Annotated in this window: 20 protein-coding genes and 2 pseudogenes; 13 read left to right on the forward strand and 9 right to left on the reverse strand. The window is 64.0% G+C overall.

Annotated elements, in window-relative coordinates:
• Positions 1-379: 379 nt before the first annotated feature.
• Genes BLU62_RS24255 through BLU62_RS24275 form a run of 5 tightly spaced genes read left to right on the forward strand, consistent with a single transcriptional unit; the run spans position 380 to position 5,113 of the window.
• The gene (locus tag BLU62_RS24255) at positions 380-1,750 is read left to right on the forward strand and encodes a purine-cytosine permease family protein (protein WP_244278305.1); all 1,371 of its coding nucleotides are present in this window, start codon (positions 380-382) and stop codon (positions 1,748-1,750) included.
• Positions 1,751-1,778: 28 nt separating this feature from the next.
• A complete protein-coding gene (locus BLU62_RS24260) occupies positions 1,779-2,231 on the forward strand; it encodes a RidA family protein (RefSeq protein ID WP_074852418.1) in 453 nt (150 codons plus the stop codon).
• A 28-nt stretch (positions 2,232-2,259) separates the two neighbouring features.
• Entirely contained in the window at positions 2,260-3,765 is a 1,506-nt protein-coding gene (locus tag BLU62_RS24265) for a 4-hydroxyphenylacetate 3-hydroxylase N-terminal domain-containing protein (RefSeq protein ID WP_006359142.1), read from the forward strand.
• On the forward strand, positions 3,765-4,334 hold the full coding sequence (locus tag BLU62_RS24270) for a flavin reductase family protein (RefSeq protein WP_074852419.1): 570 nt from the start codon (positions 3,765-3,767) through the stop codon (positions 4,332-4,334). The genes BLU62_RS24265 and BLU62_RS24270 overlap by 1 nt, the downstream gene beginning before the upstream one ends.
• Complete coding sequence (locus BLU62_RS24275; RefSeq protein ID WP_084811876.1) at positions 4,331-5,113, forward strand: cyclase family protein; 783 nt, start codon at positions 4,331-4,333, stop codon at positions 5,111-5,113. Before BLU62_RS24270 ends, BLU62_RS24275 begins: the two co-directional genes overlap by 4 nt.
• A 25-nt stretch (positions 5,114-5,138) precedes the next feature.
• Here BLU62_RS24275 and BLU62_RS24280 read toward each other — a convergent pair whose 3' ends face one another.
• Entirely contained in the window at positions 5,139-5,990 is an 852-nt protein-coding gene (locus BLU62_RS24280) for a MerR family transcriptional regulator (RefSeq protein WP_074852420.1), read from the reverse strand.
• Between the two features lie 42 nt (positions 5,991-6,032).
• Here BLU62_RS24280 and BLU62_RS24285 point away from each other — a divergent pair, with 42 nt between their 5' ends.
• The 5 genes from BLU62_RS24285 (at position 6,033) to BLU62_RS24305 (ending at position 10,684) form a co-directional block, all read left to right on the forward strand.
• Positions 6,033-6,650, forward strand: coding sequence for a VOC family protein (locus tag BLU62_RS24285; protein ID WP_074852421.1), 618 nt, complete (start codon positions 6,033-6,035; stop codon positions 6,648-6,650).
• Positions 6,647-7,819 carry a M20 metallopeptidase family protein gene (locus tag BLU62_RS24290; protein ID WP_074852422.1) on the forward strand — a complete coding sequence of 391 codons (1,173 nt, stop codon included), beginning with the start codon at positions 6,647-6,649 and terminating at the stop codon, positions 7,817-7,819. The genes BLU62_RS24285 and BLU62_RS24290 overlap by 4 nt, the downstream gene beginning before the upstream one ends.
• A 185-nt stretch (positions 7,820-8,004) precedes the next feature.
• Positions 8,005-8,202 (forward strand): ferredoxin, encoded by a 198-nt coding sequence (locus BLU62_RS24295; RefSeq protein ID WP_006359148.1) that lies wholly within the window; start codon positions 8,005-8,007, stop codon positions 8,200-8,202.
• Positions 8,203-8,216: 14 nt separating this feature from the next.
• Entirely contained in the window at positions 8,217-9,428 is a 1,212-nt protein-coding gene (locus tag BLU62_RS24300) for an NAD(P)/FAD-dependent oxidoreductase (RefSeq protein WP_074853236.1), read from the forward strand.
• Between the two features lie 41 nt (positions 9,429-9,469).
• Positions 9,470-10,684 (forward strand): cytochrome P450, encoded by a 1,215-nt coding sequence (locus BLU62_RS24305; RefSeq protein WP_006357799.1) that lies wholly within the window; start codon positions 9,470-9,472, stop codon positions 10,682-10,684.
• A gap of 108 nt (positions 10,685-10,792) precedes the next feature.
• Here the strand turns inward: BLU62_RS24305 and BLU62_RS24310 are convergent, their stop codons facing one another.
• Complete coding sequence (locus BLU62_RS24310; protein ID WP_084811877.1) at positions 10,793-12,145, reverse strand: L-serine ammonia-lyase; 1,353 nt, start codon at positions 12,143-12,145, stop codon at positions 10,793-10,795.
• 414 nt (positions 12,146-12,559) lie between these two features.
• On the opposite strand from BLU62_RS24310, the gene BLU62_RS24315 reads away from it, so the two are divergent.
• From BLU62_RS24315 to BLU62_RS24325, 3 genes are all read left to right on the forward strand, one after another.
• The gene (locus BLU62_RS24315) at positions 12,560-13,024 is read left to right on the forward strand and encodes a hypothetical protein (protein ID WP_074852423.1); all 465 of its coding nucleotides are present in this window, start codon (positions 12,560-12,562) and stop codon (positions 13,022-13,024) included.
• Between the two features lie 89 nt (positions 13,025-13,113).
• The gene (locus BLU62_RS24320) at positions 13,114-14,424 is read left to right on the forward strand and encodes an MFS transporter (RefSeq protein WP_074852424.1); all 1,311 of its coding nucleotides are present in this window, start codon (positions 13,114-13,116) and stop codon (positions 14,422-14,424) included.
• A 131-nt stretch (positions 14,425-14,555) separates the two neighbouring features.
• Positions 14,556-15,884 carry a DoxX family protein gene (locus BLU62_RS24325; protein WP_074852425.1) on the forward strand — a complete coding sequence of 443 codons (1,329 nt, stop codon included), beginning with the start codon at positions 14,556-14,558 and terminating at the stop codon, positions 15,882-15,884.
• A gap of 90 nt (positions 15,885-15,974) precedes the next feature.
• Here the strand turns inward: BLU62_RS24325 and BLU62_RS24330 are convergent.
• From BLU62_RS24330 to BLU62_RS24360, 7 genes and pseudogenes are all read right to left on the reverse strand, one after another.
• Positions 15,975-16,772, reverse strand: a pseudogene (locus BLU62_RS24330) (DUF3375 domain-containing protein); the annotation flags it as partial.
• A 37-nt stretch (positions 16,773-16,809) separates the two neighbouring features.
• On the reverse strand, positions 16,810-17,208 hold the full coding sequence (locus BLU62_RS24335; protein WP_074852426.1) for a type II toxin-antitoxin system VapC family toxin: 399 nt from the start codon (positions 17,206-17,208) through the stop codon (positions 16,810-16,812).
• Complete coding sequence (locus tag BLU62_RS24340; RefSeq protein WP_074852427.1) at positions 17,205-17,438, reverse strand: type II toxin-antitoxin system Phd/YefM family antitoxin; 234 nt, start codon at positions 17,436-17,438, stop codon at positions 17,205-17,207. Before BLU62_RS24340 ends, BLU62_RS24335 begins: the two co-directional genes overlap by 4 nt.
• A 55-nt stretch (positions 17,439-17,493) precedes the next feature.
• On the reverse strand, positions 17,494-17,682 hold the full coding sequence (locus tag BLU62_RS24345) for a hypothetical protein (RefSeq protein WP_074853239.1): 189 nt from the start codon (positions 17,680-17,682) through the stop codon (positions 17,494-17,496).
• A gap of 109 nt (positions 17,683-17,791) precedes the next feature.
• Positions 17,792-19,246 (reverse strand): wax ester/triacylglycerol synthase domain-containing protein, encoded by a 1,455-nt coding sequence (locus tag BLU62_RS24350; protein ID WP_074852428.1) that lies wholly within the window; start codon positions 19,244-19,246, stop codon positions 17,792-17,794.
• Positions 19,243-20,736 (reverse strand): HAD-IB family hydrolase, encoded by a 1,494-nt coding sequence (locus BLU62_RS24355; protein ID WP_074852429.1) that lies wholly within the window; start codon positions 20,734-20,736, stop codon positions 19,243-19,245. Before BLU62_RS24355 ends, BLU62_RS24350 begins: the two co-directional genes overlap by 4 nt.
• A pseudogene (locus tag BLU62_RS24360) lies at positions 20,733-23,035 on the reverse strand (glycerol-3-phosphate 1-O-acyltransferase). The gene BLU62_RS24355 and the pseudogene BLU62_RS24360 overlap by 4 nt, the downstream one beginning before the upstream one ends.
• Positions 23,036-23,165 lie beyond the last annotated feature (130 nt).

Below are 23,165 nucleotides of genomic sequence, written 5' to 3' on the forward strand. Positions count from 1 at the left end.
GCATTCTCATAATCCTTCTCTGCGTGCACGACTTGGGCGGCGCACTCAGAAGTAAGCGATGCCCGGACATTGGCGCTCCCACGAACGGACTCACGCACGTAACTACCGAACGAACACAAGAAAGCCATACGAATGTGCGCGCGGTCGTTTGTCTACTCCGAGGTCGAAAAACCTCGATGAAGTGCATGTTGGTGTCAAGTTGCAGAAAGTTTCGTTCAGGTTAACGCAGGTCAAGTCTCTGTTTCCGACGCGCACAACCCTCCTGCACACAAGTATGTTTTCAGTACACAAGGCAAAGGGGCCATGGAGTGACGCAGAGATAGGAATGTCGATGACAACCGAGAACCCATCCTTGGTGGAGGAACTCACCATCCAACCGGTGCCCGAGGAGCGCCGAAGAGGCAAGGTTCGCGATCTGTTCCCGATCTGGTTCGGGGTCAACGTGATGCCACTGACGCTGGTCACTGGTGTCCTGGGCGTCACGGTCTATGGACTCAGCGCGCTATGGTGCGTGGTCGCGATTCTGATCGGTAACCTGCTCGGCGCCGTGCTCATGGCTCTGCACTCGGTCCAGGGCTCTAAACTCGGTGTCCCGCAGATGATTCAGGCGCGTGCGCAGTTCGGTATGTACGGTGCGCTGCTCGTGTTGGGCGCGGTCATCTTCGTGTACTTCGGGTTCCTTGCCTCTATCCTGATCCTCGCGCGAGATACCATCGCGCTCCTATTCCCCTTCATCGACGGGGTGGGCGGTTTGATCTTCTGTGCCGCCATCACGCTGGTCGTTGTGGTGGTCGGGCACGATCTGATCCACCGCGCGAACAAGGTACTGTTGGTCCTGTTCGGCGCAGCGGTGGTGATTCTGGCCATCTCGCTCATCGCGAACGGCTCTGACCTGGGTATCGCGCAGACCGACCTTGGCTTCAACGGGATCGGCTTCATGGGCATGATCTCTACCGCTGCCATCTGGCAGATCGCCTATGCCCCTTATGTTTCGGATTACTCGCGGTACCTTCCTTCGACGACTCCGAGTCGGCCCGCGTTCTGGTTCACCTACCTCGGAACCGTTCTGGGTGCAGTGCCGGTGATGATCTTGGGTGCGCTGTTGGTGACCGTTGTGGGCGAAGGAACGGTCGAAAGTCTCGTCAGCCTGCTGCCGGGTCCGTTCAAGGTCTTCGTCCTGATCATGTTGTTCCTGGGTGCGATCGACGCTGCCGTGATCAATCTGTACGGACCGTCCCTCACGGTGTTGACGATCTTCCAGACCTTCAAGCCGGACTGGATCCCCCAGGCACGGGCCAGGAATGCCGTCGCCGTCGTCGTGGCGATTCTCGCGACTGTGGTGGCCGGGTATGCCGCATCGAACTTCCTCGACTCCTACTACGGGTTCATTCACTTCCTGTCGATGCTCCTGATCCCCTGGAGCGTCATCAATCTCGTCGACTACTACGTCATCAAGAAGGGCGACTACGACCCCGAGGCGTTCGTCGACAGCACCAGTGGCTACGGCAAGTTCAACGTTCCGGCCGTCGTCGCGTACGTCGTCACATTCATCGTGGAGCTGCCGTTCAGTGTGACGTTCTACGTCGGGCCGATCGCAAAGGCGCTCGATGGTGTCGACCTGACCTGGGCCGTGGGTTCGGTGGTCAGCTTGGTGCTCTACCTGGGCTTGGTCCGGTGGTCTGGCGGTAGCCGACCGAACATCGAGAACAATTCGGGCTCGCTGCAGCCGAGTGCTGCCGGCCAGGCCTGAAACAGTCTGAAAAAGAGAGGAACTAGCAATGTCGGATCTGGGTCTTGAGGTCGCCGTCGGTGATGGCACCGACCGTCAGCGACTGATGAACAGCACGTGGACACACCACATCAAGACGCCGTTCTCGCAGGGATGGCGGGTGGGAAACCTTGTCTTCACTGGCGGGCAGCTCTCCTCTGACGAGCACGGGAACGTCGTCGGCGAGGGTGACATCGAGACCCAGACCCGAAATGTGTTCCAGTCGTTGACGAATGTGCTGGCCGAGGCCGGCGCTACCTGGGACGACGTGGTGAAGGTCAACACCTACTACTGCTTCGACGGCGCCGGTGACGAAGTGCAGGCCAACTGGGAGAAGATGACTCGCGTCCGAATGGAATTCCTCCCCGAAGAAGGCCCGGCCGGCACCGGTGTGCGCGTCGCGGGCCTCATGTACGACGGATTCCTCATCGAAGCAGAAGCCATCGCGGTCATCCGCGGCTGACGACAACAAGATTTACGAAAGGTTCACAATGACCATCTCGATTCCGGACTCGGCCGCATTCGACCCGCAGCGGCTGCGTATCGACAAGGTGACCAACCAGCTGGACAGCACGGGTGGACACCTGATGACCGGTGCCCAGTACAAGGCTTCCCTGCTGGACGGCCGACGGATCATCTCCTCGCAGGGTGAAGAGATCACCGATGTCACCACGCACCCCGACCTTCGCGCTGTCGAGACCTTGGCGAGCATCCAGGACGCACAGTTCGATCCGGAGCACCAGGACACGTTGACGTACATCGCCGAGGACGGTGGCCGGCGCGCGATCGGCTGGCAGGTCCCCACGACCCGGGAGCACCTCTTCGCCAAGCGTGAGGCAACACGATTCATTACTCAGCGAACGATGGGAATGTACGGTCGCCCCAACGACTATGGCCCGATGATGGCCCTGGGCTTCCTGTCCACCATCGACCGCATCGAGGCGGAGAACCCCGAGTTCGCCGAGAACATCCGGAACTTCGTCAAACTGTCGGGTGACTACAACCTGCTGAGCACGGATCTGATCGCCGACCCGCAGTCGGATCGCAACGTCCCGCGCAACGAGCGCCCGTCGCAGTTGCGGATCGTCGAAGACCGGTCGGACGGCATCGTGATCTCGGGTGCCAAGGTTGCGGGTAGCATCGGCTCCCTCGCGCACTTCTTCACCCTGTCGACGACGCTGGGCGAGGGTGTCGGTCCCGAAGCCGCCATCTGGGCCGCGATCCCAATGAACTCGCCGGGACTCTCACTGGTTCTGCGTGAGCCCACCGCACGCATGAACACCCCGCGCAACGACCACCCGCTCGATCACGCGGGCGAAGAACTCGACCAGACCATCATCTTCGACAACGTGTTCGTTCCGCGGGAGTACGTGTTCAGTAAGTACAACCTGGGTCTGCTGGACCTGTACTACGAGAGCTGCGTCTACTCGCTGTGGTCCATCATGACCCGCCTCGCATTCCGTGCCGAGATGTTCACCGGTGTGGCACAGGTCATCACGGAGATTCTCGGAACGAACAAGATCCCGGGCGTTCAGGCAGCAGTCGCCGACATCACGCTCTACGCACAGACTCTGAAGGCGTACTCGCTCGCGACAATCTCGGAATCGGTGGAATGGAACGGCCTTCATGTTCCGAATCCGGAACTCACGACAGCCGGCCGCCTCTACTCGATCGAGAACTACCCGAAGATCACGTACCAGATCCGTGATCTCTGCGGCCAGGCCCTCATCGCGCGGTGGCCCGAGAAGGTCTGGGATCACCCTGAATTCGGTCCGCGAATGGAAGCCTTCTTCCCCGGCACGGGTGTCACGGCTCGCGAGAAGAACACGTTCTTCAACTTCGTCTGGGATCTGGTTGCCGGTGCCCACGCAGGTCGTGTCGGGCTCTTCGAAAACGTGAATGCCACGCCGCCGGCATTCGTGCGCCACCTCGTCTACTCCAAGACCGATCGCAGCGACGCGGCGCGACGCGTTCGCGATTACGTCGGGATCTCCTGATGACCAGTGTTGAGACCGTGATGGAGTCGTTACCGCGCTTCCGGACCCGACCATCTTCGAGTATCGCCCCCATCCCCGCGGCTGACTTCGCACAGTCGATGAGGATGCTGGCGAGTGGAGTGGTGATCGTGACCTCAGTGGTCGACGATCGTCCTTGGGGAGTGACGCTCAGTTCGTTGTCGTCGTTCTCAGCTGATCCTGCCCGGATCGCCTTCTCGATCAAGCAGTCCACGGCCACGGCACAGTCCATCGCGGAACTCGGTGAGTTCGGCGTGGCGGTCCTGTCCGCGGAGTCAGCAGATCTGGCTGCTCGGCAGGCGGCTCCCGGCCAACCTAAATTCCTTCCGGACGCATCGGTTTCCGGACTCGGCCCGCTGCTGGGTGTGCCGGCGATCGAAGGCGCGATCTACAACCTGGAGTGTAAGTCGGTGCTCGAGGTCGAGGTTCTCGATCACGTGCTGGTGGTGGCAGATGTGTTGTCGGCCACCACGCACACCAGGGACGAGTCGGGCCTCGTCTTCTTCAATCAAACGTTCGGAGAGTTCTCTCCGAAAGGGGAGAACTCATGACTGCAATCCCAATCGCTGATTCGGACCTCCAGGTGCCGACGCTCGGCGCACACCTCCTGGACGGACGCCGGACGATCGTCGACCTGACCCGCCCCATCTACGAGGGCATGCCGATGTGGTTCGGCCATCAGGAGACCAAGATCGTCGTCCACCAGACACATGAGGAGTTCAAGGAGAAATTCGGAACACACGACGGGTTCCATGCACGTGATCTGCTGATCAGCGAGCACGCCGGCACCCACACCGACGCGACGTTCGAGTACGACCCGGACGGCAAGACGCTCGACGCGATCCCGCTGACGTACTACTACGGGTCCGCAGTCTGCATCGACCTGTCGCACGTGCAGTTCCAGTCACCCGATCCGGAGCAACAAGGCTATGCCAGCATCGACGACGTGAAGATCGCCGAAGCCAAGCTCGCCGAGGCCGGCGAGCAGATCCGCCCGGGCGACATCGTCCTTGCGTGGTTCGACTACGGCGACCGGTGGTTCCCGCAACCCAAGTACATCGACGAGAACCCCGGATTCGATTGGAGCGGTGCCGAATACCTCGCCGAGAAGGGTGTGGTGAACCTCGGCACCGACTGCAACGCCATCGACAACAGCCTGGACAACTCGTTCCCCGGTCACATGGTGTGTAAGAAGTACGGCATCGTCAATACCGAGCACCTGGCCAATCTCGGCCAGGTGGTCAACAAGCGGTTCGAGTTCTTCGGACTTCCGTTGAACATCCTCGGAGGCACCGGATCGCCGATCCGTGCTGTGGCAATTCTGGACTGAGACAACTGAACACGCCTCCGGCGTTTCAGAACGTCGGTGGCGTGTTCACCCATACGACCCGGACGTCGGTGGTTCCCGGGTTGCGATACGAATGTGGCCGCGTGCTCTCGAAATTCATCGAGTCCCCGGCGTTGAGTACGTAGATCTCCGTGGCATCCAGGACGACTTCGAGTGAGCCCTCGACGACGGTGAGAAACTCCTCCCCGTCGTGGGTCATCGGGTGCCCACTGCCGCAGTCAGGCTTCACGGTCACCATCTGTGATTGAAGAGCGGTCGTGGAGAGATAGAGGTTCTCGATGACGACACCGGACGAATCGACGATCTTCTTGCGTCGGTTGCGCCTCACGACGATCTGTTCGTTCTCCGGCGCCACACCCAACAATTCGTTGGTGGTCACACCGATCGCATGGGCGATCTGGGTGAGCCGGCCGATGTTCGGGCTCGTGTTACCTCGCTCGAAGGCGCTCAGTGCAGACGGGCTCATGTCGATCCGTCCCGCCACGTCCCTCAAGCTCAACCCCGATCGCTGCCGTAGGAGTTTCGCTCGTGCCCCGACATCCGGTTGGCTGGTTCCGTCCTTCTCGACGGGTTCGTCCTCCGAATCCTCGGTACCGGTGCTGCCGAGCGAAGCACGGACGCCGGCGAACGTCACCTCTCCACTGTCGAGTAGGCGTCGAACCCGCTCCAAGTGCCTGAGATCCCGCATCGAGTAACGCCTTTGACCCGACTCGGTTCGGGTGGGAGTGATCAGTCCCTCGTCCTCCCACAGACGCAGCCGGGCTGCCGACACCCCGAGCATCTGGGCGATGTGCCCGATCTTCAGAATCGGAGCGGACGACGCGGAGTCGAGATCAGCGTCCGTCTTTCCGTTGGCCATCCGACAAACCACCCCTCACCATTGACCCGGAGTTTGCAGAACATGCTGCCTGCGTGCATCGACCATATCGTGATTTCCATTCCAGAACTTGATGCAGGAGTGGAGAGTTTCCGCACGATCTATGGACTCGAGACGATAGGTGGAGGACGACACGAAGGCGCGGGGACCGAAAACCGCATTATTCCACTGGACGGAAGTTACCTGGAACTCGTCACCGTTGTCGACGCATCGTCCGCAGCAGCCAATCCTTTCGGCCGGCTCGTGGCCTACGGGCTCGAACACAGCATTCCGCTCACCGCGTGGGTGGTGCAGGTCACGGAGCAGTCGGCCGCACTCTCGCATCAGCACCTTCGCCGGGACGGCGTCGCAGTCGACCTATACGGGGTCGAGGAAGTGATCGGCTCGGGCGACCGGCCGTTCGGACTGGTGCGTCCTGCCGGACAGGCGTTCCCGGGTGCATCGCCCGCAGGCAGCTACCGACTCGTCGACATCCAAACAGTGGCGTCCGGTGCGGAGGACCCGGCCTCCGTGGGCGGAGCTGACGTCGCTCTCTCGCCTATCGCCATCCGTGGTGGCCGTCTTTCAGCCGTCGTTCTCGAGAGTCCGGACGGCATGTCAGTGACTCTCGACCAACACCTACTGGAGGTGATCTCTCGATGACTTCGATCATCGCAACCCGACACGAACTGCACGGGCATCCAGAAGTCGGGCTCGATCTGCCGTGGACCCAGCGCTACCTCCGGGAACGTCTCGAAGCCGCCGGGATCGAGTGCCGACTGGGAAGCGGGCTGACCTCGGTCATCGCGATCGTGCGCGGCCGAGGCTCGGTCAACGGTGCATCACGGCCCGTCGTACTGGTGCGTTCCGACATGGACGCCTTGCCGGTGGAGGAGGAGACAGGTCTTCCCTGGGCGGCGACGAACGGCGCCATGCATGCCTGTGGGCACGACTGCCACATGGCCATCGTCCTGCACGCCGCCCTCGAAGTGCAGAAACGGCGCGAAGAACTGGCCGGCGACGTGATCTTCTTCTTCCAACCCGGTGAAGAAGGGCACGGCGGCGCCGAACTGGCTCTGAATGAAGGATTGCTCGATGTTCTCGGTACCCGTCCGGTCGCCGCGCTGGGATTCCACGTTCTTGCACACCACTTGAAGTGCGGTGAGGTCGTGTCGCGCGGCGGCGCGGTGCTGGCGGGGTCGACACTCATCGATGTCGTCTTCCATGGCCGTGGAGGGCACGGTTCGGCTCCTCACTTGGCCCGCGACCCGCTGTCTGCGGCCGCGGCGTTCGTGACCAACTCCGCCGCAATGATGTCGATGCGGGTGGACCCGCGTGAACGCGCCGTGCTGACATACGGGACGGTGTCGGCGGGCGTCGCCCGCAACATCATTCCCGAGAGGGCGGAGCTACGCGGGGTGATCCGTGGGTTCTCGGAGTCGACCATCGATGAAGTCGAAGAGCTGGCCCGTACCGGTGCGGAAGGTGTGGCGACCAGTCACGGCGTGACGGTGAAGGTCAACGTCCGCAAGGACACCGTCCCCACGGTCACGTCGGGCGGTGAACTCGAGAAACTGCGGGCGATCGTCGGCGATGCTGTGGGCGAGCTCGACGAACCGCTGGCGATCGCCGAGGACTTCTCGTGGATCCTGCGACAGGTTCCGGGTGTGTTCCTGCTCGTCGGCGCGTCCACGGGCGACCCTGCGACGAGTCCCTCCAACCATTCGGCGAATGCCACGTACGACGACAGCGTCCTGGCCCCCACTGCCGATCTGGTCGTCCGTTGGGTGCTCGGCCGGCTCGACATTGAAGCGAACGACGCAGCTTCGTAAATCCTGTGTTTCGGCGTCGTGAAAGTCGGTCGCCGAGCAAGGAAAAGCGTGCTGCACAACGATAGAGTTTCTGTACACGAGTTCAGGGTGGGTAGCCATCGGAGACGCTCTCCGACCTCCGGCGTCGTCATTGACACCGACATGCATCGATGGGAGCGCAGCCCTCCCAGAGGAAGGAGCGACAAGTGAAGATCCTAGTGGACTGGCAGAAGTGCACCGGAATCGGAATCTGTGAGGCACTGTCTCCCGACACATTCGAGGTCGGCGACGACGGCAAGCTGCAGTTGATCAACGGCGAGGTGATTCCCGAGGGACTCGAAGCCGAGATCGACTCCGCCATCGCGGGTTGTCCGACGGCGGCACTGAGCAAGCAGGCGTCCTGACCGCCGTGAACGACATGGAACATCTCGTCATCGTCGGTGCGTCATTGGCCGGTGTTCGTGCCGCCGAAGCGGCGCGCTCCGAAGGGTTCGCGGGCGCGATCACCCTCGTCGGTGACGAGATTCATCTGCCGTACGATCGCCCATCGCTCTCCAAGGAATTCCTCGAACCGGAGGGCGACACGGAACCGATTTACCTGTCGTCGGACGAGTCGTTGCGTGACCTCGACATCACCCTCGCTCTTGGTGAGACGGCCATCCGCCTGGAGACGATCCGACAGGTTGTGGTGACCAACCACGGCGAGTACAACTACTCGTCGATGGTGATCGCGACGGGATCGTCACCGATCATGATTCCCGGCGCCGAGAACCTTGACGGCGTACACGTCGTGCGCACGCTCGAAGACTCCCGTGCCGTTCGGTCGGCACTGGATCGTGGCGGTGACGTCGTCGTCATCGGCGGCGGATTCATCGGCGCCGAAGTGGCGTCGGCAGCGCGCAAGCGCGGATTGACCGTCTCCATCGTGGAGGCAGCCGAGGTGCCGCTGGTCCGCGCCGTCGGCGCCGACATGGGTGCTTCGCTGTCCTCCCTCCATGCGAAGTTCGGCACCGAGTTGCTGTGCGGCACCGGCGTTGTGGGGTTCGAGGGTGCAGGCCATGTCGAAGCGGTCGCCCTCAGTGACGGACGTCGAATCCCTGCAGATCTGGTGGTCGTCGGTGTCGGATCACGGCCGGCGACCGGCTGGTTGGTCGACAGCGGCCTGGAGTTGGACAACGGTGTCGTCTGTGACGAGCACCTGAGAACCAGCGTTACGAACGTGTATGCGGCCGGGGACGTGGCATCGTGGCACAACCCGCTGTTCGAGCGGCGGATGCGCATCGAGCATTTCATGGCGGCGGCAGAGCAAGGAGCTCGAGCTGCGCGAAATGCAGTGACGCCCGGGTTATCCCAGCCGTACGTCACGGTGCCGTACTTCTGGTCGGATTGGTACGGAAGCAGGATTCAGTTCGTCGGTGTCACCACCGAGGACTACGAGGTGGTGTCCGGAAGTCTCGGAGAAGAGCACTTCGTCGTGCTCTTCCGTTCAGGGAACGGTGTCGTCGGGGCGCTCACGTTGAACGGGCAGCGTCACATCATGAAGTACCGCCGAATGATCGAACAGAAGAAGAGCTACGCGGAAGCACTCGACTTTGCCGCGTCGCGCAGGGCCGCGGCCGTGTCCGGCTAGCGGCGACGCGGCAGATCTCGACTATCAGTGAGGAGCCAAGCATGACCAGTACAGTCGACACCCCGCCCACGTTGGTGACGGATATCCCCTTGGACGTGACCCTCGATGAGCTCGAGAACGATCCCTATCCCATCTACCAGCGCCTCCAGGCGGAGTCCCCGGTCGCGTATGCCCCTGACAGCCACCTCGTGCTGCTGACCACGTGGGCTCTGTGCGAGGCCGCGGGCCGGGACGATGAACACCTCCACGGGCCCGTCGAGCCGTTCAAGACGGCCTACGGTGCACCCAACATCCTCAGCCTCGAGGGTGAGGGTCACGCGGAACTGCGCGGCGCGGTCAATCCCCCGCTTCGCGGCAAGGCCGTGAACTCACGACGCGAGACGCTGTTCCGCGAGGTTGCACGCCGCCGAGTCGACGACATCAAAGGCCTCGGCCAAGCGGACCTGGCGATCGACCTGCTCGAACCGATCAGCCTTGAGGTCATCGGCGTCATGCTCGGCATGGACGACCTGGACATGGAAACGCGTAAGAAGTGGTTCAACAGCCTCGGCGCCTACCTGGTGAACCGAGGGCGAGACGCCAGCGTTGCCGAGCTCGGCGAGGAGGTGAAGACGGAGGTCAGGGCTTACCTCGAAAAGCGACGTGCCTCGTTGTCGGAAGAATCCGATGGCACCGTCCTGTGGCATCTGTTCCACCACGGGTGCCCACCGGGAGAGCTGCGGTCGATCGACCACGTGATCGGAAGTGTGAACGTCCTCATCGTGGGCGGGTTCCAGGAACCCGGTCACGGAATCGCCGCAACCCTGCTCGGGGTCCTGCCCAACGAGGACTATCGAAACCGTCTCACCGAAGACCCCGGGAAGTGGGGACCGATCGCCTTTGAAGAGGCCATGCGGTGGCTGCCCCCGTTCAGTGTCGTCGAGCGAGATGTCCTCAAGGACATGGAGATCGGGGGTGTACTCATTCCGGCGGGAATGAGCGTCGGCCTCGTGATGGGTGCGGCAAACCGAGATCCGGAGCGGTGGGAGCGTCCCGAGGAGTACGACCTGGACAGGCCGCAGCAGAATCACATGGCCTTCGGCTTCGGGCGGCACACCTGTGTCGGACACTTCACTGCCCGGGGTCTGAGCCAGGTTGTCCTGGAAGAGATCTTCCGGGGACTTCCAGGAGTACGCCTTGACCCGGACAAGGAACCGTGGGTGCACGGATGGAGGACGCGGGGACCAAAGTCGCTTCCTGCGGTGTGGGACGCCTGAGCCCCGACTGGCTTCGAACACGCAACCTGCCGGCCTCGCCCGGCATGGCAGGTTGCGTGTTCGAATTTGTTTGTTTGGCAGTAGGAATTGCATAGCGGCGGGCGCAGTTCAGCATTCGACGAGGCTGACGGCCAAGCCTCCCAGCGAAGTCTCCTTGTACTTCTCGTGCATGTCGGCACCGACGTCGCGCATCGTCTTTACAGCAGCGTCGAAGGACACCAGATGGGCGTGGTCGTCCTCTTGCAATGTGAGAGTTGCGGCCTGGACTGCCGTAACTGCGGCAATCGCGTTGCGCTCGATGCACGGCACCTGCACCAATCCGCCGATTGGGTCGCAGGTCAGGCCGAGGTGATGTTCGAGGCCCATCTCGGCTGCCTTGCCGATCTGGGCGACGGTTCCGCCGAGGGCGGCACACAGGGCGCCCGCCGCCATGGCGCAGGCGGAGCCGACTTCACCCTGGCAACCCACCTGTGCGCCGGAGATCGATGCGTTGGATTTGATGATTGCGCCCAACGCAGTAGCGGTCAACAACATGGCGACGATACCGTTCCGGCCCGCAGATGGTGCACTTCTGACGTAGTGAGAGATGACGGCCGGGATGATCCCGGCTGCTCCGTTCGTGGGAGCAGTGACGACACGATTTCCCAGTGCGTTCTCTTCATTGACCGCCATTGCATCGAGTTGGATTCGAGCGACCGCGGCTGAGAACCCGTCTTCCTCCGCTACGCGAGCCGCCAATGCCGGCGCCCTCCGACGGACTCCCAGTCCGCCGGGAAGGGTCTTGGGACCAGGTCCCAGACCCGATTCGATGCAATCGTTCATGGCAGACCAGATTTCGGATGCCGCTGAGCCCGGATCAACTCCCACCGCAGCCTCATTCGCCGCAACCAGTTCGGCGATGGTCAGACCGGTTTCGCTACAGAGGCGGTGTAGTTCACCGAAGGAGTTGAAGGTAAAGGGGATCTCGGCCTCGCAAGTAGGGGATGGCGGAAGTCCGACTGTTTCGATGAAGCCCCCGCCGACCGACAGATACGTCCGTTCCAGCACGGCTGTGCCATGCTCGTCGAATGCCGTGAGGTCTATTGCGTTGGGATGGAGTGGATGTGGTTCCCGCGGTTCGAACACGATGGGGTCGAGTGTAATCCGTCGCTCGGCGATCGTGATCGTGTCAGTGCCCCTGCCGGCTTCCCATGCATTGCGGACTGCCGCAGGATCGCAGGTTGCGGGTATGTGCCCCAGGAGGCCGGCAAATACCGCACCGGGAGTTCCGTGCCCTTCCCCAGTGGCTGCCAACGAGCCCCGCAGTACGACGCTCAATCGTTGGGTGGTGTCGACGATTTCGGTCTCGGTGAGTTCGGTTAGGAACGCCGACGCGGCCACCATCGGGCCGACTGTGTGAGAACTCGATGGGCCGATCCCTATCTTGAACAGGTCATTGATTCGCACGTCCGACGCGACCACAGCAAACCCAACTTTCTTGCAGAACAGATATAGATAAACCGTACAGTCTGATCGTGATATGTGCAGGTCGAGACTGGGGGCTCCGGAGTGGGGCGATCCGAGGGGCCGACGCGGTGGGAGGATTGCTCCCGGACAAACCGGGGCCAGCCGAGTATGAGCGATATCCGGTTGGTGGAGCCTCTGCGCCGCAACGTATTCGGTGCCGACCGGCTTCGTCACGGCTACTTCTGCAGTCGGGATCAGGCGGCGACCTTGCGCTACCTGTCCTCTCGTGGGTGTCTGCGTCGTGGCCGGACTGCTCGATCAGGTCGAGTAGATCCCTTCCGCGCCGTGCGTGCGAGTGGTGTTCTTGATAGGTCAGTCGCCGCTGCCGACTGGACGGGAGCGGATCCCCAACTCGTCGAGGTACATGCCATGACCACGATCCACATGCACGACACGACCACCGTGACGCCCGAGCAGTTTCTCGCCGGCCTCACCGACTTCGGACCAGGTCGTAAAGAACTCTTCGGTAACAGCGCAGACAGTTACCTCAAGGTCCTCCACCAAGGCCCCCATGATGCCGATGTCACGGAGGGCTCGAACGGTATCTGGGAAACGCTGCACTACGACTGGACCGACCCCCATCGCGTCGTGATGACGACCACCGACTCGAACCTGTGGGGCGGCCACTCAGGGCACACGTACACGCTCACGCCGCAACCCACAGGCGGAACGGACGTGGACGTCGTCGTCGTGAGGGACGGAAAGAACCTCAAGGGACGGTTCCTCGCGGGCGTGCTCGGAGCTGTCGGTACCCGAGTCCTGGGCAAGCAGTTCAGGAACTCTGTCGCGGCCATCGAAGCTCGCAGCAACGGAAGGCGAGGGCGGGGCGCGTAGGCCACCGATCGGGACCGTTCGTCCACCCCCGACAATGATTAGGTGAGCGAACGATTCCTGTCCGCGCGATCGACCGGAGGCTGCCGACGATGACCGAGCCCTCGCGCTCGACCCAGGCGATGGTCATCTGGCTGGTGGGTCTCACGGTCTACTTCGTCGCGGTTCTGCAGCGTTCGTCGCTGGCCGTGGCCGGTTTGCTGGCGGCGGAACGTTTCGACATCACCGCGTCGCAGCTGTCGACCTTCGTCGTGCTGCAGCTGCTGGTCTATGCGTTGATGCAGGTGCCCGTCGGGCTCCTGGTCGATCGGTTCGGTTCGCGTCGCGTATTGCTCACCGGGACGCTGATCCTCACGCTGGCGCAGGTCAGCTTCGCCTTCGCCGACAACTATCCGTGGGCGCTGTCATCCCGGCTGTTCGTCGGCATCGGCGACGCGATGACCTTCGTGTGCGTGCTACGGCTGGTAACCAGTTGGTTCCCGGCCCGACGAATCCCGTTGATGACACAGCTGACCGGAGTGCTGGGTCAGCTGGGCGCCGTCGCGGCGGCGATCCCGATGACGTGGGCGCTGTCGACCCTGGGGTGGACCCGCGCGTACATCGCGACCGCGGGGCTCGGGGCCGTCCTGCTGGTGGCCACCCTGCTGGTTGTTCGCGACTCTCCGACGGCGCGCTCGGTGTCGGGCCCGGTCCTCGGTGTGGCCGGTATCCGGCAGAGCTTGAGCGCGTCGTGGGAGCATCCCGGCACCCGCCTGGGTTTCTGGATGCATTTCTCCACCCCCTTCAGCACGAACGTCCTCGGGCTCCTGTGGGGCTACCCGTTCTTCGTCGAGGGCCAGGGCATGAGCGCGGGCTCTGCGGGTGTGCTGCTCACGATCATGGTGTTCGCGATCATGGGATTCGGCCCGGTGTTCGCGTGGCTGATCACCCGGTGGCCGTGGCATCGGTCCACGCTGGTCCTGCTGGTGATCGCGAGCATCGCGGCTGCGTGGGCCGTGGTGCTGGTGTGGCCGGGGGAGGCTCCGTTCTGGCTGCTCATCGTGCTGGTCGTGATCTGCGGGATGGGCGGCCCGGCGTCGATGGTCGGTTTCGATCTCGGCCGCACATCCAACCCGGCGTCTCGCACCGGTACCGCCACCGGGCTCATCAATCAGGCCGGCTTCTTCGCAACCCTCGTCACCGCAGGCCTGATCGGCCTCATCCTCGACTGGCGCACCGCGGATGGTGTCGTGGGCTATCCCGCAGAGGCATTCACGTGGGCGATGTCGGCACAGTTCCTGCTGTGGGGACTGGGTGCGACGCAGATCTGGCGCTACCGCCGCAAGGGACGCGCGCGGTTGCTGCACGACGACCCGGAGCAATGGTCGCGTCAGTCTGGTCGCCCCGTCCCGGACGCGCCATGAGACCCGTCCGGCCAGGTCCGCGGTCGCGGTCAACCCCGAGTGGCCCCGGAGATGAACTCACTCGAAAGTAGGGGGTAGGTCAGTACTTTCCACTGATGTGCGGGATATCCTCGCCGCCTTAGCGTCGCGGTATGAGTGTGATCGATGCGGTCCCGAGCCCGCCAGTCTGCGTCACTGAACCCTCGGCGTCGCCCCGAACATGGAGTCCGGTGAGGAAGGCGGCGTTCCGGTTCACCTTCACCTACACCTCGTTGTTCTGCCTGACCTTCGCGCAGATCACTTTCGTGTTCCTCGGACCGGCGGGAAGCCTGCTTCCGGAGAGCGCAATGCTGTGGCAGATGAAAGCGCTGGCGCCGGTGATGGAGTGGCTGGGCCGCAACATCTTCGGCGTCGACGCGGTCCTCAACGCGACTTCCGGGAGCGGGGACCAAGCGGCGATCTGGATCTACCTGTTTCTGATCGGCGTCGTCGCTGTTCTCGTGACCGCCCTCTGGTCGATTCTGGACCGTCAACGTCCCGACTACGCGCGGCTGTGGTCGTGGACGATGCTGCTCCTGCGGCTCGCTCTCGGCGGACAGATGCTTTTCTACGGATTCGCGAAGCTGATCCCGTCGCAGATGGGTCCGCCACCGCTCGCGGCGCTGCTCGAGCCGTTCGGGGACTTCAGCCCGGCGTCGGTGCTGTGGCTGCAGGTCGGTAGCTCTCCGGTCTACGAGGTGCTGCTCGGCAGCGTCGAGGTGGTCGGCGGTCTGCTCCTGTTCTGGACGCGCACAGCCACATTGGGGGCGTTGGTCAGCTTTGTCGCGATGGTCCAGGTGTTCATCCTGAACATGACCTTCGACGTGCCGGTCAAGATCCTGTCGTTCCACCTGGTGGCCTTCTCGCTCATACTGCTGACGCCGCAGATGCGGAACCTGATGGAGCTGTTCGTCTTCGGACGAGCAGCGAAACCACTGACACCGCCCGCACTGTTCACACGTGACACGCTCAACCGGTGGGCGGTGGGAGTGCAGGTGGCACTCGGCATCTGGGTTGCGATCGGCGCGGCACAGATAAGTTGGGCCGGCTACCAGGAGTACGGCGCCGGTGCGCCGAAGCCGGAGCTGTACGGCATCTGGTCGGTCCAGGACTTCCGCGTGGACGGGAACCCGGTTCGCCCGCTGACCACCGACGAGACGCGCTGGCAACGAGTCATTTTCGACATCGGTGGCTCGACGACTGTGCAGATGATGAACGGCGCCCTGGTGCCAGTAACGGCCGAGATCGACGACGAGACCGTGCAGATACAACAACCGCTCGCGTCGCTGGCCATCGACCGCCCCGACGACGACACCCTGGTCCTGACCGGCGACCTCGAGGGGAACCCGACGACGATCGTCGCGCACCGGATGGACCACGACGCGTTGACATTACGAAGCCGGGGGTTCAACTGGGTGCAGGACGAGCCGTACTTCCGGTGAGATATCCTCCAGCGCCATGTTCGATCAGCGGAACAGGCCCACGGCTCGTCCGGCACGCTCAGCGCACCGCAAATGACGTCGACGCGAACCGAGTTCGGCCTGCTGGGAGTCCGAGAGCAGGAATTCGTAGAACGATTGGAAGCTGCGCCCCTGGTCTGAAGCTGCGATCTCCGAACGACTGCCCACCAGCTCGGCGAGGAGTTCGCCCTTGGGGCCGTCCCAGGCCGCGATCTTCTCGCGGGCGGCGCGGTCGAGGAAACGAAAGTTGTCCTCGACCTCGCGGAAGTCGGAGAGCAACTCGCGCGCCGTCGACGACAGTTGCTGGTAGCGGTCTCTGACGCCTGTCGGGTCGAGAACTGCGATGTGGCCGGACTCGACCGCGTCGATCTCGGCATCGATTTCGGTACGACGCCGCCGCAACTCGGCGAGTCGGACCTCGGGGTCGGACTCGACGCCGTGCACGATCTGGCGGAGAAGTTCGACGACGGTGTGCAGCCGTGATTCGGTACCGACAAGGGCTCTCCCCTGGAGGGAGAGGACCCACGCGTATGCCTTTTCGAAGGCCGGAGTCACCTCGTAGTGGACTTCGTCGTCACCCGGCGGATAGAAGCGACGGAGAAAGCCCGCCTCCGTTGCGGCCCAGTCCTCGAGGTACGCTCGCGGTTCCTTGGGGAACCGCGCGGGCCCGCCGTCCGCTGCGGCTGCGGTGTTCAGGTCGTAGAGCAGGTCGTCCAACGCGGCGGCCAGGTCGGTGGCCGAACTCGCACCCCGGTTGCCCTCGACGAAGTAGTTCCCGAGAAACGTCAGGATGAGCGGGGAATGGTGAGCACGCAGGAGCCGCCATGCGGGATGACGTTCCCACAGGCCGGCGAATGCGTGGAAGTCCATGGGCCAACAGTAGGCAATGGGTCGGACATCGTCTCCATCACCGGCGGGTGTCGATGACGGGGACCAGTGTTCCCCGGTGGATGGCCTTGTCGCTGGTGGCGATGGTCAGCCCACGGCGAGTGGCCTGAGCGACGATCATGCGGTCGAACGGGTCGCGATGGTCCCACACGAGTTGTCCGGCATGTGCTCCATCGATCGCGTCGATGGGTAGATCCATTGCTGCCATCGCCGCAATGGTTTCGCTCCACGAGGACAAGAGGGGGCCTGCATCCAGGCGGCCCAGCCTGGTCTTGATCGCGATTTCCCAGGCCGACGCTGCCGAGACGTAGAGGTTGTTGGCGGGATCGCCGAGGATGTCCAGAGCTGACGGAGCGAGGCGGTCTGGGTCGGTCACGAGCCAGAGGAGAGCGTTGGTGTCGAGCAGGATGTCGGTCACGGCTTCGGTTCCCAGGCCTCGAGCTCGTCGTCAGGCAGCGGATCATCGAAATTGTCGGGAATCGTCATGCCAGGGAACTGTCCGAACCGGCGCGCCCGCGGCGTGGCGGGGGCGAGCACTGCCACAGGTCGACCATGGTTCGTGATGGTGACCGGCTGTCCCGTCCGTTCGACCTCGGCCAAGACGGCGTTCAGCCGGGCTTTGGCTTCGCTGCTGCTGATGGACTTCATGCCCTAGTGTAAGCCTATTCGGACTAGTGCAACTAGTCCGAATGCATCGGACCGTTCAGAGCAGCAACAACCACACGAACCGCAGCACGATGGCGCTGATCCCGAAGATTGCGGTGGCCACCAGCCATCGTCGCGCAAGGCGGTCAGCTGTCAATGGATCCCGTTTGCGGCGCAGGTAGGTGAAAGCCGCCATGATCGCGCACACCATGGCCGCCGCACCGACGACGATCATGAGGACGAGCATCACCGCGTTCACCGGTGCGGTCCCTCGTCGCCCCACTGGCAGACCTCATTTCGACGCTGCGACCTCGAACGAAGTCGCAACGTCGAAATGACGTCTGTGAGTGGTGCCCTCACACCACCCGCTTGAGTTCCCCGGGCGTCATGTCGGCGTCCGCGACCAACGCGAGCACCTCCCCGAATCCGGCAACCAGGCAGTCGGCGAACAACTCCTGATCGGTGACGGCGGCACCGTCGGAATTGATTCCGAGACAAGCAGTTCCGTTGTGGGTGATCATCGTGGCCATCATCGCGCAACCGGGGAGCGGGCCGAACGGGAACATGCGCTCCACCTTGGCGCCGGCGACGTAGGTGTCCCAGGGGATTCCGGGGACGTTGCTGGCCTGGAGGTCGTTCTGGCTCGTGGTGCCGCTGAAGCGCATGAGGACCGTGCCGGGCAGCCAGGCCATCACCGATCCGAGAGTGTTGAAGATGTCGACCGCCGGCTCGTGCCTGGCCTGACGTACCTGTTCGCGGATGGTGAGGACGCGTTCGAAGGGATCGGCGATACCGACCGGGCCCGCGAGTCGACCCACCGCGATCCGGTTTCCGCCGGCGGGATCCTCGGGCCGTCGTACCGAGATGGGGATCGCGACGGGCATCGTCTCCACCGGAGTGCCCATCTTCTCGTGGTAGATCCGGAACCCGCCGATGAGTCCGGCCAGGTAGACATCGTTGACCGACGACTTCGCCGCCGTCGCTGCCGCTTTGAGGCCGGTGAACGGAACCTCGAACGCACTGAACCGCCACGACAGACTGCGGTGAGCCAGCAACGGCGAACCCGGAGGACTCACGAGTCCCGCGACTCTCGGCACCGAACGGCCATAGCGCAGAGCGGTACTCAACGCCTGCCGCGGATTCACCAGTGCGCGCACGCCGCGGAATGCGGTGTCGATGCGGTGCGGAACCCGGCGGACCTCCTCGGCGATCTGCCGTTGCAGCAGATCGATCGGCGTGATGTTCACCGGGTCGGGGTTCGGAGGCTGCGGCTTCTTCGGGTTGTGTTCCCTTGTCGGCGAATGCAACTGCGCCAAGCCGAGGATCGCACCGAGCCCATCGGTGAGCGCGTGATGCGCCTTCAGAAAATATGCGGCCCGGCCATCGGGCAGCCCTTCGATCAGGTAGCCCTCCCACGGCGGGCGCGCGGCGTCGAGCGCGGTCATCGCGAGTTGCTCGCAGGTGGTGAGCAGCTCTCGCATGCTGCCGTCGCCCCCCAGGCTGATTCGCCGCAGGTGGTAATGCAGGTCGAAGTCGGGATCGACAGCCCAACTGGGTGTCCCGGTGCCGAAGGGGGAGTCGACGACGCGCTGCCGGAATCGCGGCGCCATGCGGCTGGCCCACTCGTGTGCGGCCACCAAGCGGTCCCAGTCCGGGTCGCAGTCGTAGATCTCCAGCATGCAGATGGTGCCGCGCATGCGGCGGTCGGTGTCGCCGCGCCACATGATGGTGTCCACCGAACTCATGTGCGGGTCGCTCGCCCAGTCGAGTGGCCGGTCCGTGCCCTCTGTCAGATCGGGGTCGTCGCTCATCGGGTCTCTTCCTCCGGTTTTCCACGCAGCGACTCCACCGAGTCGTCGACGAACGACTCCAGCGGCCAGTCGGCCAACGCCGTGACATACATCTGCCGCACCTCCTCGGCGCGGGTGCCGATCTCGTCGGCGGTCCACTCGCTGGTGTCGACGGGTGGCAGGACCATCACCTCGACCGTACCCGGCCTGATGAGTTGGGAACCACGCCACATCAATTCGCCGGTATTGCGGAGCACAACCTGGACGATCGGGACCCCGGCCTGCATGGCGATGTGGAACGGTCCCTTCTTGAATTTCCCGATCCGCGGCGTCGGCGATCGTGTGCCCTCCGGCGCCACGACGAGGGACATGCCGTCGTCGCGAAGGGCCTTCACCGCCGGTGCCAGTTGTTCGATCGCCTTGCTCCGGTCGGTCCGATCGATGAAGACGAGCCCTGCCTGGCGCAGGATCTCGCCGAGAACCGGCACGCGCTGCACCTCCTTCTTGGCCACCCCGGTCGCATCCGAGCGGACGAGGTTGATCATGACCGGCAGGTCGAGCTTCGACTGATGGTTGAACAGGAACACACACGGCCGGTCCGAGAAGAGGTACTCGCCGCCGTCGAGCACCTGGACATGGACGCCGGCCAACGACAGTCCGACGTCATTGCCGGTGGGGAGCGCTTCGACGACGGCGTGCGGATCGCGGCGCACGACCCCCGCGGCCGCGCCGACTGCGGCCGAGCCGATGAACGACGCGTAGAAGGCGCCGGTCCGGGCCAGCATCCCCAAGCGGTTGTAGGTGGGGTTCTTGAGATCGATGATCGGCCAACCGCGAGACTCCGCCTCCGCGCGCAGGATTCGACGCGGCGAGATCGCTGCCGGGTTACCCACCGATTCCAGGTAGGGGATGTCCTCGTTCCCGTCGCTGTAGGCGAACGACGCATCGAGATCGATGTCGTTCGCACGAGCCAACTCCCGGACCGCAGCTGCCTTGCCCGGTCCCCAGAGTGGACGCCCCTTGATGTTTCCGGTCACCACGCCGTCGACGACCTCCACGTCGGTGGCGAGCGCGAAGTCCGCCCCGATCTCCCGAGCGATCGGCTCGATCTGGAATCGCGTGGCCGATGATGCGATCACGATGGTGTGCCCCATCTCGCGATGGGCACGCAGGATCTGCCACATCTGGGGACGCAGTTTGGCCGCGGTCTCGTACTTGAACAGATGCTCGCCGAAGGCGATCAGCTCCGCATACGTCTTACCCGCGAAGGTGGGCCGCGTGGCCGCGAGAACCTCGGCATAGTCCTGCTCGGACACGACCCCGCGCAGTCCGATCAGGAGGAAGTCGGCGAGCTCGCCGAGCCCGAACTCCATGCTGCGCACGCGCGCCCGCATGATGGCGGCGGCGGAGAACCCCTCGATCAGGGTGCCGTCGTAGTCGAAGAGCGCGGCCACCTTCTTCCCCGTCGGCGCGGAGCGGATGGCCCGCATCCGGTCGGTGAAGGCGCTCACTGTTCCTCCTCCCCGAAGACGTCCGGCTGCAGATCCTCGATCGAGGCGATACGTGCGAGACGGTCCCGCATCAGCTCGACCTCGTCGAGCCAGTCCTGGCGGGCCACCCGCAGATCCACGATGTCCTCGCCGTGGATCAGACCGCGGTTGTCGGCGAGGCGATAGGCGCCGTCGTAGAGATCCTTGGACACCGAGTCCTTGCTACGGAGAACCGCTTGCAGTGCCAGTTGCCGTCCGAGGCCCAGGCAGTCGGCGATCAGGACGTCCTTCTCCTGGCTGGTGTTGCCCAGCTCCACCAGTTTGGTCGCGACCACCAGCTGGGCGTCGAAGAACGGTTGCAGCGTCCGCCGTGCGAGGAGTGCTCCGGTGTGTCCGTGCAGAACCTCGTAGGTCCACTCCTGCGTCGGATAGACCGCGCGCCAGCCGGGGGCCAGGAGATCGAGTTCGATGCCGAGACGATGGAGGAACTCGGTCTTGGGCGGGAAGAAGAACTCGAACTTGAGCAGGTCGCGGATGCGCAGGGCCTCGCGCTGGGCGGCGGTCAGCAGATTCTCGTCCGGAGCCGGCGGGGAACCGACGTGGTTACTTCGGATCGGCGTGCTCCCGGCCTTGACCTCGCCCTCCGCCAGCGCAAGCATCCCCATCTCGACGATGGCGCGGTCGACGAAATGATGCAGCGCGCCGTTGCGGTAATACGCTGCGACCGCGCGGTTCTCGGGCACCACCGACCACACCTGTTCCGATCCGCCCTCGTAACAGCTCACCACGCCGTTGCCGGCCAGCACTCGGAGAGTACGGACGAGGCCGACGCCACGACACAGCGCGGGGTCTGGGCCGGGTAGCCCGCGGCGCTCGATGTAGTCGAGCAGTGGAGCGAGTACCGCTTCGATCTCGGGCAGGGTGTACGCACGATCCTGTGCACCGAGCGCGGCGAAACCGACGAGCGAGGTCGCGGTGATCGGGGTGGCCGAGTTGATCTCGTCCATCACGCGGAACGCGACCTTCTCCAGACGCGCGGGCCCGTCACCCGCTTCGTCCAGCGCCGCCCGCATCGAGATCGGTCTGCCGAAACGGACTCGCGCGTCGCCGAGGTAGCTGCGCTGCGCCTTGGCATACCGCAGCAACCAGCCGACACCCTCGGGCTTCTTGACCCCGCCCGCGTCCTCGGCGGCAATCGCCCCGACTTCCTGCAGTTGGTCGTACACGATCGACGTGGGCACGATCGTCACATCGGCGTCGTCGAGCTGACCGACCGCGTCGACGACGTAGTTCAGCAATCCGAGCATCGGCTTGCGCAGCTTGCCCGTTCGGCTGCGCCCACCCTCGATGTACCACTCGAGGTTGAACCGCTTCTCGATGATGTAGGCGAGATACGAGCGCATCGCGAACTTGTAGACCGGATCCGACCCGAACTTGCGCCGGATGAAGATCATGCCCGCGCGCCGTGCGACCGGCCCCACCGGCCAGAACGACAGGTTGTTGCCGCCGAGTACGAGATTCGGGGGAAGTCGTTGTTACGCAGGACCTTCGCCAGCACCAACGGGTCGACGTACGAGCGGTGCGAGGGCAGGAACACCAGACCCGTCGACTTGTTCAGCATCCTCAGCGAACTGAGGGTGTCGACGTCCACCGTGACGTTCCACGCGCGTTCGTGGAGCCTGTTGAACGTCGCGGAGAAGATGTCGTCCATCAGCCTGCTCTGGGTGGCGACGAAACCCGAGAGTTTGTCGGTCGCCTCGGACACCACCGCGTCGATGGGACGGCCCAGTTCGGCGGCGAGCTTGGCCGCCCCGCTCTGGAACCGTGCCGAGCTGCTGATCTGCTCGGCCACCAGTCGGGGAACCTTGTACCTGTCGCCGACGATCTGGCGTTCCGCGCGCTCGGCCGACACCGATGCCTGAAGGCGGACGAACTGGCCGAAGGGCTCGCCCTCGGCCTGGTCGCGTGCGTGCCGTTCGCGAAGCTCGGCGATCGTGGCCGGTTCGCCCGCCACCACGCGCAGGGCGTCCGGACGACGCCTGCGGATGACGGGCTGCATGAGTCCGAGGGGGCGCCGGGGGTTCGACAGCACCAGCACGTCACCGAGCGTGACCCGCCGCTCACCCTGGCGAGCCGCCGGCAACCACACCGGACGGACGGGGACGAGGAGCGTGCCGGGCGAGAGGGAGTCGAAGTCGACATCGGCACCTTGACGGATCTCGGCGTCCGGGTACGCGGTCGCTGCCCAGTCGGTGACCGCTCGCATCTCACACGATGTGCGGGCCTTCGTCAGGACCAGAACGGGATCGGACATCTGCATCACCCTCACGTCTCGTCGCCGGCATCGTTGCCCGGGCGTCCGCCATGCGGAGGCCGCCGCCCGACAGCCGCCGGCCCGCATGACCATTGTGACGTGGCTTACATCGGGCCGGGGTGGGTTTCGTCGAGGG

The sequence above is a fragment of the Gordonia westfalica genome (assembly GCF_900105725.1).
GTDB classification, from domain to species: Bacteria; Actinomycetota; Actinomycetes; order Mycobacteriales; family Mycobacteriaceae; genus Gordonia; species Gordonia westfalica.